General features: G+C 32.5%; 12 protein-coding genes, 1 tRNA gene and 1 rRNA gene. 8 read left to right on the top strand and 6 right to left on the bottom strand.

Going from position 1 to position 16,718, the window contains the following annotated elements; translation table 11 throughout:
* A 5S ribosomal RNA gene (gene rrf / locus NAT47_RS10300) occupies window positions 1–87 on the top strand; the annotation flags it as partial.
* 83 nt (window positions 88–170) lie between these two features.
* On the opposite strand, the gene NAT47_RS10295 is transcribed toward rrf, so the two are convergent.
* A complete protein-coding gene (locus NAT47_RS10295; protein WP_250582470.1) occupies window positions 171–806 on the bottom strand; it encodes an endonuclease III domain-containing protein in 636 nt (211 codons plus the stop codon).
* Window positions 807–880: 74 nt separating this feature from the next.
* Entirely contained in the window at window positions 881–2,020 is a 1,140-nt protein-coding gene (locus NAT47_RS10290) for an acyl-CoA dehydrogenase (RefSeq protein WP_250582468.1), read from the bottom strand.
* Window positions 2,021–2,116: 96 nt separating this feature from the next.
* On the opposite strand from NAT47_RS10290, the gene NAT47_RS10285 reads away from it, so the two are divergent.
* The 4 genes from NAT47_RS10285 to NAT47_RS10270 all read left to right on the top strand — a co-directional run bounded on the left by NAT47_RS10285 (window position 2,117) and on the right by NAT47_RS10270 (window position 6,675).
* Window positions 2,117–3,178: an anhydro-N-acetylmuramic acid kinase gene (locus NAT47_RS10285; protein WP_250582466.1), complete on the top strand. Its 1,062-nt coding sequence runs from the start codon at window positions 2,117–2,119 to the stop codon at window positions 3,176–3,178.
* Window positions 3,179–3,268: 90 nt separating this feature from the next.
* Complete coding sequence (locus NAT47_RS10280) at window positions 3,269–4,495, top strand: Glu/Leu/Phe/Val dehydrogenase dimerization domain-containing protein (protein ID WP_250582464.1); 1,227 nt, start codon at window positions 3,269–3,271, stop codon at window positions 4,493–4,495.
* Window positions 4,495–5,625, top strand: a complete 1,131-nt coding sequence (nhaA, locus tag NAT47_RS10275) for a Na+/H+ antiporter NhaA (RefSeq protein WP_250582462.1) — start codon at window positions 4,495–4,497, stop codon at window positions 5,623–5,625. Before NAT47_RS10280 ends, nhaA begins: the two co-directional genes overlap by 1 nt.
* Window positions 5,626–5,679: 54 nt before the next feature.
* Window positions 5,680–6,675: an energy transducer TonB gene (locus NAT47_RS10270; RefSeq protein ID WP_250582460.1), complete on the top strand. Its 996-nt coding sequence runs from the start codon at window positions 5,680–5,682 to the stop codon at window positions 6,673–6,675.
* Window positions 6,676–6,729: 54 nt separating this feature from the next.
* Here the strand turns inward: NAT47_RS10270 and NAT47_RS10265 are convergent, their stop codons facing one another.
* Both NAT47_RS10265 and NAT47_RS10260 read right to left on the bottom strand, forming a co-directional pair.
* On the bottom strand, window positions 6,730–7,125 hold the full coding sequence (locus NAT47_RS10265; protein WP_250582459.1) for an ExbD/TolR family protein: 396 nt from the start codon (window positions 7,123–7,125) through the stop codon (window positions 6,730–6,732).
* Entirely contained in the window at window positions 7,115–7,816 is a 702-nt protein-coding gene (locus NAT47_RS10260) for a MotA/TolQ/ExbB proton channel family protein (protein WP_250582457.1), read from the bottom strand. Before NAT47_RS10260 ends, NAT47_RS10265 begins: the two co-directional genes overlap by 11 nt.
* Window positions 7,817–7,945: 129 nt before the next feature.
* Between NAT47_RS10260 and NAT47_RS10255 the strand changes: the two genes are divergently transcribed.
* Together NAT47_RS10255 and NAT47_RS10250 are read left to right on the top strand one after the other, a co-directional pair.
* Entirely contained in the window at window positions 7,946–9,160 is a 1,215-nt protein-coding gene (locus NAT47_RS10255) for a bifunctional folylpolyglutamate synthase/dihydrofolate synthase (protein ID WP_250582455.1), read from the top strand.
* An 81-nt stretch (window positions 9,161–9,241) separates the two neighbouring features.
* Window positions 9,242–9,319 (top strand) — tRNA-Val (locus NAT47_RS10250).
* A 195-nt stretch (window positions 9,320–9,514) separates the two neighbouring features.
* Here the strand turns inward: NAT47_RS10250 and NAT47_RS10245 are convergent.
* Together NAT47_RS10245 and gldJ are read right to left on the bottom strand one after the other, a co-directional pair.
* Window positions 9,515–10,852, bottom strand: coding sequence for a UDP-N-acetylmuramoyl-tripeptide--D-alanyl-D-alanine ligase (locus tag NAT47_RS10245; protein ID WP_250582453.1), 1,338 nt, complete (start codon window positions 10,850–10,852; stop codon window positions 9,515–9,517).
* 31 nt (window positions 10,853–10,883) lie between these two features.
* Entirely contained in the window at window positions 10,884–12,581 is a 1,698-nt protein-coding gene (gene gldJ, locus NAT47_RS10240; protein ID WP_250582451.1) for a gliding motility lipoprotein GldJ, read from the bottom strand.
* Window positions 12,582–12,791: 210 nt separating this feature from the next.
* On the opposite strand from gldJ, the gene porU reads away from it, so the two are divergent.
* Entirely contained in the window at window positions 12,792–16,706 is a 3,915-nt protein-coding gene (gene porU / locus NAT47_RS10235; protein WP_250582449.1) for a type IX secretion system sortase PorU, read from the top strand.
* Window positions 16,707–16,718 lie beyond the last annotated feature (12 nt).

Here is a 16,718-nt window from a genome sequence, read left to right as displayed (position 1 = left end):
TCACCTCTTCCCATTCCGAACAGAGAAGTTAAGCCCGACTGCGCAGATGGTACTGCATTTATGTGGGAGAGTATGTCGCCGCCTTTTTTTTGAAAACCCTTCATCATTCGATGAGGGGTTTTTTGTTTTGTGAAATTTTTGAAACAAGCAACTCAATAGGTTGATTGTTTTTATTGGTTTAAGTTTTTAAAATAGTTACAATGTATATTTATCGGGCAATCATCACATTTTGGATTGGTTGGTCGGCAAATTTCTCTTCCTAAAAATGAGAAAGCCATTCCAATTTCATTCCAAATTTCATAAGGGAGTTGTTGTATTAATAGTTTTTCGATTTTATTTCCGTCTTCATATTTTGGTGTTAAACCAATTCTCGGCACAACTCTAATAACATGTAAATCAACTATTATACCTTCTGCTTTTTGATTGGTTTCTCTCAATATTACATTCGCAGATTTTCTTCCAATACCTTTCAAATCAATTAATTCTGTTAGGTTTGTTGGGATATTATTGTCAGTTTTTAGAAGTTTAGCTAATTCAAATATCCATATTGTTTTTGTTGGATAATTTTTAACTTTTTTAAAGTATGGAGTTATCTCTTCAATGCTTGAATTTGAAATGCTTTCAAGATTAGGAAATTTTTCAAAAAAAGGAATAGTGATATTATTAATATTCGCATCCGAATCCTGAGCTGACAAAATCACCATTATCAGTAATTGATAGGTATTGTTATAGTTTAGAGGATGCTTTCTTCCTTTATATTTATCAATTAAGGGTTCTAGATTTTCTTTCCAATTTTCAAATAGCATTTTTATTTTAAAGATAATAAAAAAAGGAGTTCAGCAATTAAGTTGAACTCCTTTAGTAAATTATTTATTTTAGACTATTTTACTAAACCTCTTGAAATAACAATTCTTTGAATTTCTGAAGTTCCTTCATATATCTGAGTGATTTTTGCATCACGCATCATTCGTTCTACATGGTATTCACTTACATAACCGTTTCCTCCGTGAATTTGTACGGCTTCGTTAGCAACTTCTAATGCGATTTCAGAAGCATATAATTTAGCCATAGCACCAGAATGTGCAATATCTTCACCATTGTCTTTTTCTGTTGCTGCTTTGTGAATTAACAATCTAGCACATGTGATTTTAACGTGCATATCGGCTAATTTGAAAGCAATTGCTTGGTGGTTGAAAATTGGTTTTCCAAAAGCAACACGCTCTTGAGAATATTTCAATGCTAATTCATAAGCTCCTTGTGCAATTCCTAACGCTTGTGATGCAATTCCAATACGCCCTCCGTTTAAAGTTGACATAGCGAACGCAAATCCAAATCCGTCAGCACCAATTCTATTTTCTTTTGGAACTTTTACATCGTTAAATAATAAGGTATGTGTGTCTGAACCACGGATTCCCATTTTCTTTTCTTTTGGACCTACTTCAAAACCTGGCATTCCTTTTTCTACAATAAGAACGTTTATTCCTTTGTGTCCTTTTGAAGCGTCGGTTTGAGCAATTACTAAATAAGTAGAAGCGGTTCCACCGTTTGTAATCCAGTTTTTAGTTCCGTTTACTAAATAATGGTCGCCCATATCGATAGCAGTAGTTCTTTGCGAAGTAGCATCTGAACCTGCTTCTGGCTCTGATAAACAGAAAGCTCCAATTTTTTCACCTTTAGCAAGTGGCGTTAAATATTTTACTTTTTGCTCTTCTGAACCATATTTTTCCAAACCAGCACAAACTAATGAGTTGTTTACCGACATGATAACCGCTGCAGAAGCATCCACTTTTGCAATTTCTTCCATTGCCAAAACGTATGATAAACTGTCTAATCCAGCTCCTCCGTATTTTGGATCAACCATCATTCCCATAAAACCTAGCTCAGCCATTTTCTTAACTTGCTCTGTAGGGAAGATAGAATGTTCGTCTCTTTCAATAACTCCAGGTAATAATTCTGTTTGAGCAAAATCTCTAGCAGCTTGCTGAATCATTAAATGCTCTTCGGTTAATTTAAAATCCATATTATTTAGATGTAATGTTTGATTATTTTGTAATTTCAGGAACCAAATGTAAAGATTAATTACCAAATTTTCAATAACAATTTGTAATTTTAACCCATGTTTAAAGAAAACTACAACGTTATCGGAGTTATGTCGGGCACATCCTTAGATGGTGTCGATTTAGCCTATATAAAATTCAAACATTCAGATTGTTGGACGTTTGAAATTTTTCAATCCGAAACCGTTTCGTATTCCGAAGAATGGCTTATTAAATTGAAAAATGCGATTCATTTTAGTCCATCAGAATTAGAAGAATTGAATGTCGCTTACACAAAACTTCTAGCTTCCATAATTTCTGAATTTATTTCCAAACATAAGCTGACCGAAATTGACGCCGTTTGTAGTCATGGTCATACTATTTTACACCAACCACAAAACGGATTTACACTTCAAATTGGAAATCTTCCAATGATTCGTGATTTAGTTAATCAAACCATTGTTTGCGATTTTAGAGTGCAAGATGTACAATTGGGAGGTCAAGGCGCACCATTAGTTCCGATTGGAGATGAATTACTTTTTTCGGAATATGATTATTGTTTGAATTTAGGTGGATTTTCGAATGTTTCCTTTAATGAAAATGGAAAACGAATTGCTTTTGATATTTCGCCCGTAAACACCGTTTTAAATTTCTATGCGAATGAATTAGGTTTTCCGTATGATGATGCTGGAAATTTTGCAAAATCTGGAAACATAAATCAAGAGTTATTGCAACAATTGAATGATTTGGAATTTTACAAATCACCATATCCAAAATCATTGGGAATGGAATTCGTGAACGCGGAAATTTTTCCTTTGATAAACTCGTTTTCAATTGATGTAAAAGACAAACTTTGCACATTTGTAGAACATATTGCTGTTCAAATTTCGAAAATATGTTCAAAATCAAATGCGAAATTATTTATAACTGGAGGAGGAGCTTATAATCAATTTTTAATTGAAAGATTACGTAGTTATTTGCCTACAACTAAGGTAGTAATTCCTGATGATAAAACCATTCAATTTAAAGAAGCGCTTATTTTTGGTTTTTTGGGTGTTTTACGATTGCGAAATGAAATTAATGTATTGTCTTCAGTAACAGGAGCTAGCAAAAATCATTCTTCTGGAAAAGTCTACATGTAAATGTTATATAAAACTAAAAAAAGGAGTTTAGGCTTTAGTGCTTAAACAGATTATGTATATTTGTAAAACGAATAAAATTTAACCGACACAATGAAAGATTTATTAAAGAAATTTGAAAACAAAGAACCAGAAATCGTATTTAATTGGAAAGACTCTGAAACTGAAGCAGAGGGATGGACAGTAATCAACTCGTTAAGAGGAGGTGCTGCAGGAGGTGGAACTCGTATGCGTAAAGGGTTAGATATGAACGAAGTACTTTCTTTAGCAAAAACGATGGAAGTTAAGTTTTCAGTTTCGGGACCAGCAATTGGTGGCGCTAAATCAGGAATCAATTTTGATCCAAGTGATCCTAGAAAAAAAGGAGTTTTAGAAAGATGGTTCAAAGCTGTTTCTCCTTTGTTAAAAAGTTACTATGGTACGGGAGGTGATTTAAATGTAGATGAAATTCATGAAGTAATTCCAATGACAGAAAATTGTGGTATTTGGCATCCACAAGAAGGAGTTTTCAACGGACATTTTAAACCATCGGAAGCTGAAAAAATCAATAGAATTGGTCAATTACGTCAAGGAGTTATTAAAGTGATTGAAAATCCAAATTTCTCTCCTGATGTAGAAAAAAAATATACCGTAGCAGATATGATTACTGGATATGGTGTTGCTCAAGCCGTTCGTCATTATTACGATATTTACGGAGGTGATGTGAAAGGTAAGAAAGCTATTGTTCAAGGTTTTGGAAATGTAGGTTCTGCTGCTGCTTATTATTTGTCACAAATGGGAGCAAAAGTGGTTGGAATCATCGATAGAGATGGTGGTGTTATCAACGAAAATGGATTCTCATTCGAAGAAATTAGAACATTATTTTTAAATAAAGACGGAAATAAATTAGTAGCAGATAACATGATTCCGTTTGAGGAAATCAATGAGAAAATTTGGTCTATTGGTGCTCAGGTTTTTGCTCCTTGTGCGGCGTCTAGATTAGTTACTAAAGAGCAAGTAGATAAAATGGTGGCTTCTGGATTAGAAGTTATTTCAAGTGGGGCAAACGTTCCATTTGCAGATAAAGAAATTTTCTTCGGACCAATTATGGAAGAAACTGATAAAAAAGTAAGTTTGATTCCTGATTTCATTGCAAATTGTGGAATGGCTAGGGTTTTTGCTTATTTTATGGAACAGAAAATTCAGATGACAGATGAGGCTATTTTCTCGGATACTTCGTATACCATTAAAAATGCAATTGAAAAAGCACATGCTTTAAATGCTGATAAAAAGAATATCAGCGCGACTGCATTTGAAATTGCGCTTAAACAATTAGTGTAATGAAGCTAACAAAACTTTTCAACTCTTTTTTTGAAAGCGAGAAAGCGGGCGGATTAATTTTATTAGTCTGTACCGCTTTTTCGTTGTTAATTTCCAATTCTGCAATAGCTCAAAATTATTTTGATATATGGCATTATCCTATAGCAAATCATAGTTTTGAATATTGGATCAATGATGGTCTAATGGCGATTTTCTTTTTGATGATTGGATTAGAATTAGAACGAGAAGTTTACAAGGGGGAACTATCAAAGATAAAAGATGCTATTTTGCCACTTTCAGGTGCTTTAGGTGGTATGCTTTTTCCAGCTTTGATTTTCTTGTTGTTTAATTTTGGCACCAAAACACAGTCTGGTATAGGTATTCCTATGGCAACTGACATTGCTTTTGCATTAGGAATTTTATCATTAGTAGGAAAGAATGTTCCAAATTCATTGAAGGTTTTTTTAACGGCTTTGGCTGTTATTGATGATTTAGGAGCAATTATTGTTATCGCTTTATTCTATACCAAAACACTTTTTTTGACGAATCTCTTAATTTCTTTATCCATTTTTGGTGGACTATTGATTTTAAACAGAATGAAGGTTTATAATCTTTGGATATATTTAGTTGCGGGTGTTTTTATGTGGTATTTTATGTTAAGTTCAGGGGTTCATGCAACAATTACAGGAGTACTTTTGGCCTTTGCGATACCTTTTCAGGATGGAAGTGAAAAATCGATATCTTATAAATTACAACATTTTTTACATAAGCCCGTTAATTTTATAATACTACCTTTATTTGCATTGTGTAATACAGCAATAGTTATAGGTTCAGACTGGATAAATAATTTTACAGAACCTTATTCTTTAGGTATTATTTTAGGATTAGCTGTAGGAAAACCGCTTGGTATTTTCTTGTTTACTTTCACAGCAGTTGCACTTGGATTAACGCAATTGCCTAAAGATTTGAATTGGATAAAAATAATTGGTGTTGGGGCTTTGGCTGGTATTGGTTTTACCATGTCGATTTTTATAACGCTTTTAGCTTTTGATGATAATGCTATTATTAATAATGCTAAGTTCATGATATTAGCGGCATCATTTTTATCAGGGATTATAGGTTTTTTGTTTTTTAAAGTTAAAAAGGCATAAAAATTGTATAATTTTAACTAATATATACGTTATAAGACTATTAATGTTATGTCTATGAGAAGAAAAGGTAATTTACTAGAACTCTTAACTGAATACGTCCCGTTATCGTTACTACTAACGGTTTTGTTAACAGTATTATTTTTTGTTTTATACAAGCAACTTCAAAAAAGTGATATTCCAGATGAAAGACGTTCTTTTATACTGAGTACTTATTCATTTCTTTCAATTGTATTGATTTTATTTTCTATTCGATTTTGGCCTCCCTCAAATATTAAAGAGTTAATTATCGCTCAAGGAGGAGGTGGTGGTGGAATAGAGGTGAATTTTGGGGATAGTGACTTAGGTTCGGGAGATAATTTTACGAGTGAAGTTTTAGATGTTACTAATCATAAGGTAATAGCTAGTTCCGAATCAGTCTCTGCTGAAGATATTATTACTCAAGATAACACTGATGATATTCCATCTGTTATCAAAACTCCTTCAAAAGAAAAAACAAATGAAGTTGTAAAAAAAGAAGTTAAACCAAGTGAGAGTAAAGTAGATCCAGTTAAGAAAAATTCAGCTTTGGCTAACATTCTTAATGGAAAAAATAAAGGGGGAGATGGTGATGATAATGTTGCCGGTAATAAAGGAGATAAAAAGGGGAGTTTAAGTTCTTCAGATTACTACGGAGATGGAGGGTCTGGTGGAGGATCTGGGGGTGGTAATGGTAAAGGTGTCGGAACTGGAGACGGTGACGGATATGGCCCTGGTTCAGGAAATGGAAGCGGAGGGGGGATTGGATATTCTCTTGGAAATAGAAAAGCATTAGTAAAACCTGCTCCAAAATATGTCTGTAACGAAACTGGTAAAGTAGTTGTGGAAGTTCAGGTTGATAAAACAGGAAGAACTATTAGCGCCGTTGCAGGTGTAAAAGGAACTACGAATACAGCTAAGTGTTTATTAGATCAAGCTAAAATAGCTGCATTAAATACAAAATGGCAGGCTAGTGAGAGCGCACCTGAAACACAAAGAGGGAATATTATATACAACTTTACAATTTCTGAATAGAGTAGTATAACTGTTATAAAAGAAAAGACCAACATTTGTTGGTCTTTTCTTTTATTAGTTAGGGTTTGTAGCAATCACAAACTTTAGATTGTTTTTGACTCCTATTTGTAAAACATCAACTAAATCTTGTACTTGCATATTAAAAGGAATTCTAATTACTACAGTTTGCTCTTTGTTTGGATCTATTTGAGCTAGTAATTCTTTTTCTAAATTTTCAAAAGATGTTTCTTGCTTATCTATGTAAAAGCGTTTCTCTTCTGTTACAGATATAGTAATTAATTGTTTATTTGTTTTTTCATTAGTTTTAGATTTTGGCAAAGTCATGCGAATTACATTAGGATTTGCCAATGTAGAAATAATTAGAAAAAACAAAAGCAAAAAGAACATGATGTCACTCATTGATGACGCATGAACTTCTGCATGAAATCTCCTGTTTCTTTTAATTGCCATGAGGTCTTTGAATTATATTTACGAATTCTAAAACTTGTTTTTGTACATTTAACATAAAATGGTCGATTTTGCCATTTAATAAATGATAACCTGCATAAGCAAAAAGACCCACAATAAGTCCTGCTCCTGATGAAATCATTTTTTCATATAGACCTCCTGAAATATTACCAATACTTATGTCTTCTGTAATTGAAATACTATAGAAAATTTTAATTACACCCCCAATAGTTCCAACAAATCCAAGTGTTGGCGCCATACCAGCAATTAATCCTAGATGTCCCATTTTTTCTTCCATTTGCCCCAATTCAATTTGGGCAGAACGCTCCATATTAGATTCAATTTCAGAGATTGGTCGGCCTATTGTAAGAATTCCCTCTTTAACTACTCTTGCAGTTGCACTGTCAATTCTTTCTGTTGCTCCTACTGCTAATTCTAAATTTCCATTATTTAAATGAGTTCGTACTTCTTTAAGTAGATAAGCGTCGTTTTTAGCAGATTTACTAATATACAAGTATCTCTCTATAATTAAGTAAATCGTGTAAAAGAATAAAATTGCTATTGGAATTAAAAAGACACCACCCTTGAAAACAAATTCTAAAACAGAAACCTCAGTATCAATTGGTTTTTTTTCTAGAACTTCTGCACCACTTTGTGCAATCGTGTCTATTTGAGTTTGTAAAAAATAAATCATCATATAAATTTACACTTAAAGTTAATCGTTAAAAATTAATTTGCAATAAAGATACTTTTCTATTACATATTAAACTAAAAAAAAGTAGAAATATTTTGTAAGATGTTTAATTTTATGAAAAATTTGAGAATGACTTACAAAGAGACTACAGATTGGATGTTTAGTCAGTTACCTATGTTTCAAATGCATGGTGCTTCGGCTTATAAAAAGGATTTAACCAATACAAATTTGTTAGTTGAACACCTTAAGCATCCAGAGTTTAAGTTTAAATCCATTCATGTGGCGGGAACTAATGGTAAAGGTTCAACATCATCAATGATTGCTTCAATTCTTCAAGAGGCTGGTTATAAAGTAGGGTTGTACACTTCGCCTCATTTAAAAGATTTCCGAGAACGAATCCGTATCAATGGTGTAATGATTTCGGAAGATTTTGTAGTGGATTTTGTTTCGGAAAATATGCCTTTTTTTGAAGCTCACCACTTAAGTTTTTTCGAAATGACAGTAGGTTTAGCTTTTGATTATTTTGCCAAAGAACAAGTCGATATTGCGGTGATTGAGGTGGGAATGGGCGGTAGACTTGATTCTACGAATGTAATTGACCCTTTAGTTTCTGTGATAACCAATATTGGTTTTGATCATACACAATTTTTAGGAGATACTCTACCTAAGATTGCTTTTGAGAAAGCGGGTATAATAAAATCAAATACGCCTGTGGTTATTGGGGAGTATTCGGAAGAGACAAAACCAGTTTTTTTAGATAAAGCTGCATCAGAACATGCGCCTATTTATTTTGCTCAAGATACGCCAGAAGTAACATATGAATGTGCTTTATTAGGCGATTATCAAATTCATAATAAGAAAACGGTTTTAAAAGCTATAAAGTTGTTGCAGTCCGACTTTGTTATTAAGGAGATTCATATTGTAAATGGATTTAAAAACGTAATTAAGAACACAGGTTTATTAGGTAGATGGCAAATTTTAAATAAAGCGCCCTTTATAGTTTGTGATACAGCACATAATAGTCACGGATTAAAAATTGTGATGAACCAAATTCAAAAACATTCTTTTGAAACTCTTCATGTGGTTTTGGGAGTTGTAAATGATAAAGATTTAGATGTTATTTTGCCATTATTTCCAACTAAAGCTAAATATTATTTTTGCAAACCTAATGTTCCTCGCGGATTAGAGGCTGAAATTTTAAAACAAAAAGCTAATGTCTTTGGTTTGTCTGGAGAAGTATTTCATTCGGTTTCAAGTGCTTACAGAGAGGCGAAAAATTCAGCATCAAAAGCTGATTTTATATATATTGGCGGAAGTACTTTTGTTGTGTCAGAAATTGTATAATTTTTTTCAAAAATACTTGCAGAAACAAATATTCCTTGTATATTTGCACTCGCAATACAGAACAAGTGTTGTTTTTTAATGGGGCAATTAGCTCAGCTGGTTCAGAGCACCTCGTTTACACCGAGGGGGTCAGGGGTTCGAATCCCTTATTGCCCACCAATTTTAAATCCTACAGTAATGTAGGATTTTTTGTTTTTAAATATTTCAATTTTATTATTCATCTAGTTTATCCTTTTGAATTTATTGTTGATTGTTTATTAATCTATTCGATGCATTTGGTACTAGTTATTTATGTAAAACAAAAAAACCTACAATTTGTAGGTTTTTCTTTTTTATAGTTTTTGAATTAGTAATTTACAAAATTTCTAACGTTTTTTCTAATGCCATTCCTCTAGACCCTTTGATGAGGAGTAAAGAATTTGAAGGTTTTTCAAGTTTTATAAATTCCGCAAAAGTGTTGAAGTTTTCAAAGAAATGTAAGTGATTGCTTTTTATTTCATTAGCGTAAAAATCTTTACCGATAAAATATGTTTGTATGTCTTTTTGTGATTTTAATATTTCAACTATTTTATTATGTTCCAATAAACTTTCCGATCCTAGTTCAAACATGTCTCCTAAAATGGCAATTTTATTATCCTTTTCGAGTTGTATAAAATTAGTTAACGCAGCAGTCATACTACTTGGATTTGCATTATAAGCGTCCAAAATAATCTCATTGCTGTTTTTTTGAATCAATTGTGATCGGTTGTTTTCTGGAATATAATTTTCAATTGCTTCTTTTATAAGTTCGTCTGTTACTTTGAAATAATTTCCAATTGTTATTGCGGCATTAATATTGTTGGCATTATAAATACCGATAAGATGTGAATTAATTTCAACGTCTTTATAGGTGATTTTTACCATCGGATTTGCTTCAACTCTAGTAATTTTTACATCACAATTGTCAGTTGTAACCCCAAATGTAAATTTATTTATTGAATACGTTTTTTCTTGTTGAATAGGATCGTCTAAATTGACAAAGACTGTTTTATTTTGTGTCTTAAGATAGTTATATAACTCACTTTTGCCTTTGATGACTCCATCCACACCTCCAAAGCCTTCTAAATGTGCTTTTCCAAAATTAGTAATGTATCCAAAGTCAGGTTGTGCTATTTGGCATAAAAATTCAATTTCTCTTTGATGATTTGCTCCCATTTCTACAATTCCAATTTCGGTTTCTTTTGTAAACCTCAGTAATGTTAGAGGGACACCAATATGGTTGTTAAGATTCCCAATGGTAGCTAATGTGTTATATTTTTTGGATAATACCGCGTGAATTAATTCTTTAGTGGTAGTCTTTCCATTACTTCCGGTTAAAGCAATTATGGGTAGTCCAAGATAATTTCTATGAAATTTTGCTAGTTCTTGTAATGTGATTAAAGTGTTGTCAACTAATATGGTGCTATCCTTTATGTAATAGTCTTTGTTGTCAATTATTACATACTTTGCCCCTTTTTTTAAGGCTTCTTTAGTAAAAGTGTTGGCGTCAAAATTTTCTCCTTTTAGAGCAAAAAATATACAGTCTAGCTCTATTTTTCTAGTATCAATTGAAACACCAGATGAGTTTAAGAATAGTGCATGTAAATCAGCTATAGGTAGTGAGTTCATATTGCTTATTTTATTAAAACGAATATATAAAAAAAGCCCTTTCATATGAAAGGGCTTTTGAAATATTTATTGAAAATTATTTTCTAACATTACCTCTTGCTGTTTTCGCTTTTGATTTTGGTCCTACTTTTGACATTGCACATCTAAAACCAATATAATCTGTAGCCATATCTTGAGGGAAGAATCTTCTTGATGCTGGGTCTAACCAATAAGCTCTATCTCTCCAAGAACCACCTTTATAAACTCTTACATTGTCGTCAATTAAAGTTGTTCTTTTGTTAGAAGTGTCAAATCTCTTATTCATTTTACCTAAACTATCTACAGAGATTGAGTGTTTCGGAGACTCGTACATTCTTTTTTCATCTTTAGATTCAGTAGTTTCTTCTGAACCACCAAATTTATAGAAACGTGTAGATTGTCTATCACCATCTCTATAATTTCTGTTGTCAGATGTAGAGAATTGAGTTCTTAAGTAAGTTTCATTTTCGTCAACAGGAACTTGAGCAATCTGACCAGGGAAATTTCTTGCCATGATTCTACCATTACTTAAAGTGTCATATTTAATGTTGTCAGAAGTTACTAACTCTACTACACCATCTTCACCAATTTTATTTTTCGTATATACGTTACCTCTGAAGTAGTTAAAGTCGTTAGCTTCGTCATCAACCATCGGTCTATAAACATCTTGTACCCATTCTGCTACGTTACCAGCCATATCGTATAATCCGAAATCATTTGGAGCATAACTTTTAACTTTATTAGTGATGTCAGCTCCGTCATCAGACCATCCAGCAATTCCTCCGTAATCTCCTTTACCTTGTTTGAAGTTAGCTAATTGATCGCCTCTGTATTGTCTTTTAGAAGAACGAGTATATTGACCATTCCAAGGATATTTTTTCTGTCCTTTGTAAATGTTGTATTCTCTGTTTCCTACTAAAGCTACGGCTGCGTATTCCCATTCAGCTTCAGTTGGAAGTCTGTACTCTGGTAAAATTAAACCTGAACTTCTTTGAGCATAAACATTTTTAGCAGAGTCAGAAGCTTTTTTTCTTCCAGATCCCATTTCTTTTTTAAGCACAACATCTGCATTACCACCAAAAGCTTTTGAAGGAGTATTGATGTATGTTTCTGTGTTGAATGATTTCTCAGCAGTTACTTCTTTACCTAAACTAATTTTATTATCTCTTTTTAAGTATCCTTCTCTTTCCAAGATATTTTCGTTTACACGGTCAGTTCTCCATTTACTGAACTCAACTGCTTGAATCCAGTTAACTCCTACTACTGGGTAGTCAGCATATGCTGGATGACGTAAGTAGTTGTTAGTCATGGTTTCGTTGTATCCTAAACGATTTCTCCATACTAAGGTATCAGGAATAACACCGTTATAGATGTTTTTGTAATTTTCATCAGTAGGAGGGAAAACAGTCTTTACCCAAAACAAATATTCTGTGTACATTTTGTTTGTTACCTCTGTCTCATCCATGAAAAATGACTGTACGTGTTGTTGGTTTGGAGAATTATTCCAATCGTGCATTACATCGTCCTGTACTTTACCCATTGTGAAAGTTCCACCTTCAATAGAAATCATTCCAGGAGGAGTTTCTTGTTGTTTAAACTTGTCATTGAATTGGAACCCGCCTTTTTTGTCATTAATTTTCCATCCCGTAGCAGTAGAACCACCTTTAGTGCTTCCTTTTTTGCTACAGCCAGTAAAACCTAAAGCTAGTGCCAATAACACGAACACTTTTAAAGCCATAATTTTCTTAATTTTCATACTTTTGTAGGTAATAAATTTTGCGTCGCAAGTTAATAATTATGAATTAATATGCAACATGTTTTTTAAATTTTGTAAAAAAAAATAATAATGGATTAATTATTTTCTTTCAAAACGATTTTATTTGTTTTTTATTGTGAAAAAATTGCATTAAGAAAAAATATTTTTTTCTCTTTGTAATATATATGTCCCAATTACGTTTTATACCTAATGAAAAAGTTTTTATTGTTTTTGTTTTTGATGTTTGTCATGTTTGTTTATTCTCAGCAATCGGAAAATGTTTCGATTTCTTGGAGTGCAAATACCAATTTTGATGCAGGCAGTGTATCATTAAAAATACCTCAGTTTGATCCACAATATCTAGAGGTTGACATTACTTCGAGAGTAATTCAATACAGACGATTTGTTCCTGTTTCAATGGCAACTAACATATCGAGTTTATCAATTACGAATTTAAATTTTCAAACCATATCAGAAACAGACCTTTATGATTTAAATAAAAAACTAATTCCTACAACCATTAATGCTAAACTTGAAATCCATAACACTAGAAATACGACTAAAGGATTGTTGATTTTGAGTCCTATAATTAAAGAGGGTAACATTTATAAAAAATTAATCTCATTTACCTATTCTTATCAAGAAAGTAATTCAGCACGAAACACCAATCAAAATGTTATTCAATCTGTTACAAATTCAGTTTTAACTAATGGAAGTTGGTATCGTTTTTATGTCGAAAAGTCGGGTGTTTATAAAATTTCAAAATCATTTCTGCAAAGTTTAGGTTTTAACGTTAATACAGATCCTAGAAATATTAAAATTTATGGAAATGGTGGCAAAATGTTACCTCTTTTAAATGCTACTTATTATCCAAATGATTTAGAAGAAAATGCAATTCAATTTATTGGTGAAGAAGATGGTGTTTTTGATAATACTGATTACATATTGTTTTATGCTGAAGGTGTTGATACTTGGAATTCTGAAAGCTTAACTTCAGTGAATTTATTTGCTGACAAATCGTATTACTATGTTACTTCATCTGGTTCGGCTGGTAAAAGAATTACTAATGCAGTAGAGCCAACAGGTACTCCTAATCTTTATTTTTCACAGTTTGATGATGTTGTCTATCATGAGAAAGATTTGGTAAATGCAGGAAAAGTTGGAAGAAGATGGTTTGGAGAACAATTTAATATAGATAATTCTCAAACATTCAATTTTTCTATTCCTAATATCGATGTAACGGTACCAGTTCAGATAAAAGTCAATACGGCTTCAAAATCATTTGGTAACTCATCTTTCAATATTAAAGCAAATACAATTGATTTAGGGACTTTGTTTTTTCCCCAACTTACTGCTGGAAGTGGTGTTGAAGGTTATGAATCGGCTCTTTCAGGAACTTTTACTGCCGCAAATTCAGACATATCAGTTCTTTTAACTTATGATAACGGAGGTGTGCCAAGTTCTAATGGATACTTGGATTTCATTCGAATCAAAACCAAGCGAAATTTAGTTGGATATGCTAAGCAGTTTAATTTCTTTAATGAACAAGAGCAAAACAACATAGGAATTGGCGAATATAAAATAACAAATGCAGCGGGTATATCACAAGTATGGGATGTTACCGATTTATACAATGTAACTAAATATGAAAATACAACTGGAGCTAATTTTAATTTTAAAGTTAACTTAGGTTCGGTTCGAAAATATGTGGCTGTTGATTTGTCAGATACTTATTTACCAAAGCGAGAAGCGAATGCGCTCGTAGCTAATCAAAATATCAAAGGAACAATTTTTAAAGATAGTCAGGGTAATTTTCAAGATATCGATTATTTGATAATTTCACCCGATTTTTTGTCAACTCAAGCGGAACGCTTAGCAGATTTTCATAGAAATTATTCTGGATTAGTTGTTCGAGTAGTTACTTTGGAAAAAATATATCAAGAATTTTCATCAGGAAAACAAGATTTAGCGGCTATTCGAAATTTTATTAAATATGTATATTGGAATGCTTCTACACCTGAAAAAAGGGTAAAGTTTGTAAATCTTTTTGGAGATGCTTCTTACGATTATAAAGATAGAGTGTTTAATAATACGAATATAGTTCCCGTTTTTCATGGGTTTAATCCCTTCGCTATTGAAACTAATAACACTTCAAATTTTTCTTTATTCTCTTCCTTTATGTCAGATGACTTTTTTGGTTTAATGGACGATAACGAAGGAACTATGTTGGGTGGTTTTGATGGAATTGATATAGCAGTTGGAAGAATGTTAGTTAGTTCAGTGACGCAAGCCAAAGAAATGGTGGATAAGGTAATTGAATATCACGATGAAAAATCTTATGGTAGATGGAGAAATAATTATGTAATTTATTCTGATGATGCGGATAATTTAACCGATTCAACTTTGCAATTTGGTTTAGATGGATTAGCGAATACATTGGTTACTCAAAAACCATTTGTTAATGTAAAAAAAATCCATTCGGATTCATATATTCAGCAGGTTGCCGCTGGAGGTGAACGTTATCCTGATGCCAAAAAAGATTTTTTAGATGCTTTGGAATTAGGGGCTTTAGTTTTTAATTATTTTGGACATGGAAATGAAGAATTTTTAGCCAGAGAAAGACTTTTTGAAAAATTAGAAGCTCAAAACCTTACAAATCGTTATCGCTATCCATTATTCATAACAATAACTTGTGAATTTACACGTTTTGATGATCCAAATCGTTTTACTGGAGGGGAGTATATGTATTGGAACAAAAATGGTGGGGCAATCGGGCTTATTGCTACAACCCGACAAATTGGTGTAACAACAGGGTTTGTTATGAATAATTTATTGAGTGAAGATTTGTATGCCTATGGTTCAAATGATTATCCCACAATTGCAGAAGCATTAAGATTAACTAAAATTAATACGGGTTCTGATAACAGAAGAGTTGTCTTCTTTATTGGTGATCCAGCACTAAAATTAGCCATTCCTAAGCCTAAAGTTATACTTACTAAAGTTAATGATGTTTCTGTTAATCAGCCGCTTCCTGTGCTTCAGGCACTGAGTTTAGTTAAAATTTCTGGCGAAGTGCGTGATGAAAATGATGTGGTTATTTCTGATTACAATGGAGATTTAGCCGTTCAAATTTTTGATAAAGATATTAGTCGCTCAACTTTGGCTAATGATGGTGTTGTAGCGCCAAGTCCAGGTGGGGTGACCATTATGGGGAATTATTTTTCTGCTGGCCAACAAATAAAAATGAATTTTTTAACCTCTGGCGAAACGGTATTTAGAGGAAACGCATCTGTTATTAATGGTCAGTTTGAGTTTAATTTTATTATGCCTCAAGATATAAGAATTCCTGTAGGTAATGGTAAAATTAGTTTTTATTCAAAAAGGAGTACTCCAGTTTTAGATAATCAAACAGGATATGATAGAACAATCCAAATTGGAGGAGTTAACGTAAATGCAGTAGCAGATACGAATCCTCCAAAAGTAAGGTTGCACATGAATGATGAATCTTTCGTTTCAGGTGGAATTACAAATTGTTCGCCAATTTTATTAGCTTTTTTGGAAGATGAAAACGGAATAAATACTGCTAGTGGAATAGGACATGATATTGTAGCAATCTTAGATGGTGATGAATCAAATCCGTATATTTTAAACGAATATTATGAAACTGAAAATAACGATTACACTAAAGGGTTTGTAAGATTTCCATTTCGAGAATTGTCTCCTGGGCTCCATACTATTTTATTTAAAGTTTGGGATGTTTATAACAATTTGGTTACAGCTGAAATCCAATTTAATGCTATTTGCTCCGATGAAGGTTTGCGAATTGAAAAAGTTTTGAACTATCCAAATCCTTTTGTGAGTTATACAGAATTTTGGTTTAATCACAATATGCCTTTTGAACCATTAGATGTTCAAGTTCAAATCGTAACTATTTCGGGTAAGTTGGTAAAAACAATAAACCAGCAAGTACTTACTGATGGTTTTTTGTGTAGGGATATTATTTGGGACGGAAGAGATGATTTTGGAGACAAAATTGGAAAGGGAGTTTATGTTTATAAAATAAAGGTTAGGTCGGTTACAACCGGTAAATCAGTAGAAAAATATGAGAAACTTGTTATCCTATAATAAAATACTATA

This window comes from Flavobacterium fragile (assembly GCF_023634865.1).
Classification (GTDB): domain Bacteria; phylum Bacteroidota; class Bacteroidia; order Flavobacteriales; family Flavobacteriaceae; genus Flavobacterium; species Flavobacterium fragile.
The sequence above is the reverse complement of the archived record's forward strand: the minus strand, read 5'-3'. Positions and strand labels throughout refer to the sequence as shown.

Excerpts from the sequence above, each read along its gene's own strand:
- NAT47_RS10280 (WP_250582464.1), top strand. The coding sequence starts at position 3,269 with ATGAAAGATTTATTAAAGAAATTTGAAAACAAAGAACCAGAAATCGTA.
- NAT47_RS10245 (WP_250582453.1), bottom strand. The coding sequence starts at position 10,852 with ATGAAAGGGCTTTTTTTATATATTCGTTTTAATAAAATAAGCAATATG.
- NAT47_RS10290 (WP_250582468.1), bottom strand. The coding sequence starts at position 2,020 with ATGGATTTTAAATTAACCGAAGAGCATTTAATGATTCAGCAAGCTGCT.
- gldJ (WP_250582451.1), bottom strand. The coding sequence starts at position 12,581 with ATGAAAATTAAGAAAATTATGGCTTTAAAAGTGTTCGTGTTATTGGCA.
- NAT47_RS10270 (WP_250582460.1), top strand. The coding sequence starts at position 5,680 with ATGAGAAGAAAAGGTAATTTACTAGAACTCTTAACTGAATACGTCCCG.
- porU (WP_250582449.1), top strand. The coding sequence starts at position 12,792 with ATGAAAAAGTTTTTATTGTTTTTGTTTTTGATGTTTGTCATGTTTGTT.
- NAT47_RS10285 (WP_250582466.1), top strand. The coding sequence starts at position 2,117 with ATGTTTAAAGAAAACTACAACGTTATCGGAGTTATGTCGGGCACATCC.
- NAT47_RS10260 (WP_250582457.1), bottom strand. The coding sequence starts at position 7,816 with ATGATTTATTTTTTACAAACTCAAATAGACACGATTGCACAAAGTGGT.
- nhaA (WP_250582462.1), top strand. The coding sequence starts at position 4,495 with ATGAAGCTAACAAAACTTTTCAACTCTTTTTTTGAAAGCGAGAAAGCG.
- NAT47_RS10295 (WP_250582470.1), bottom strand. The coding sequence starts at position 806 with ATGCTATTTGAAAATTGGAAAGAAAATCTAGAACCCTTAATTGATAAA.
- NAT47_RS10265 (WP_250582459.1), bottom strand. The coding sequence starts at position 7,125 with ATGGCAATTAAAAGAAACAGGAGATTTCATGCAGAAGTTCATGCGTCA.
- NAT47_RS10255 (WP_250582455.1), top strand. The coding sequence starts at position 7,946 with ATGACTTACAAAGAGACTACAGATTGGATGTTTAGTCAGTTACCTATG.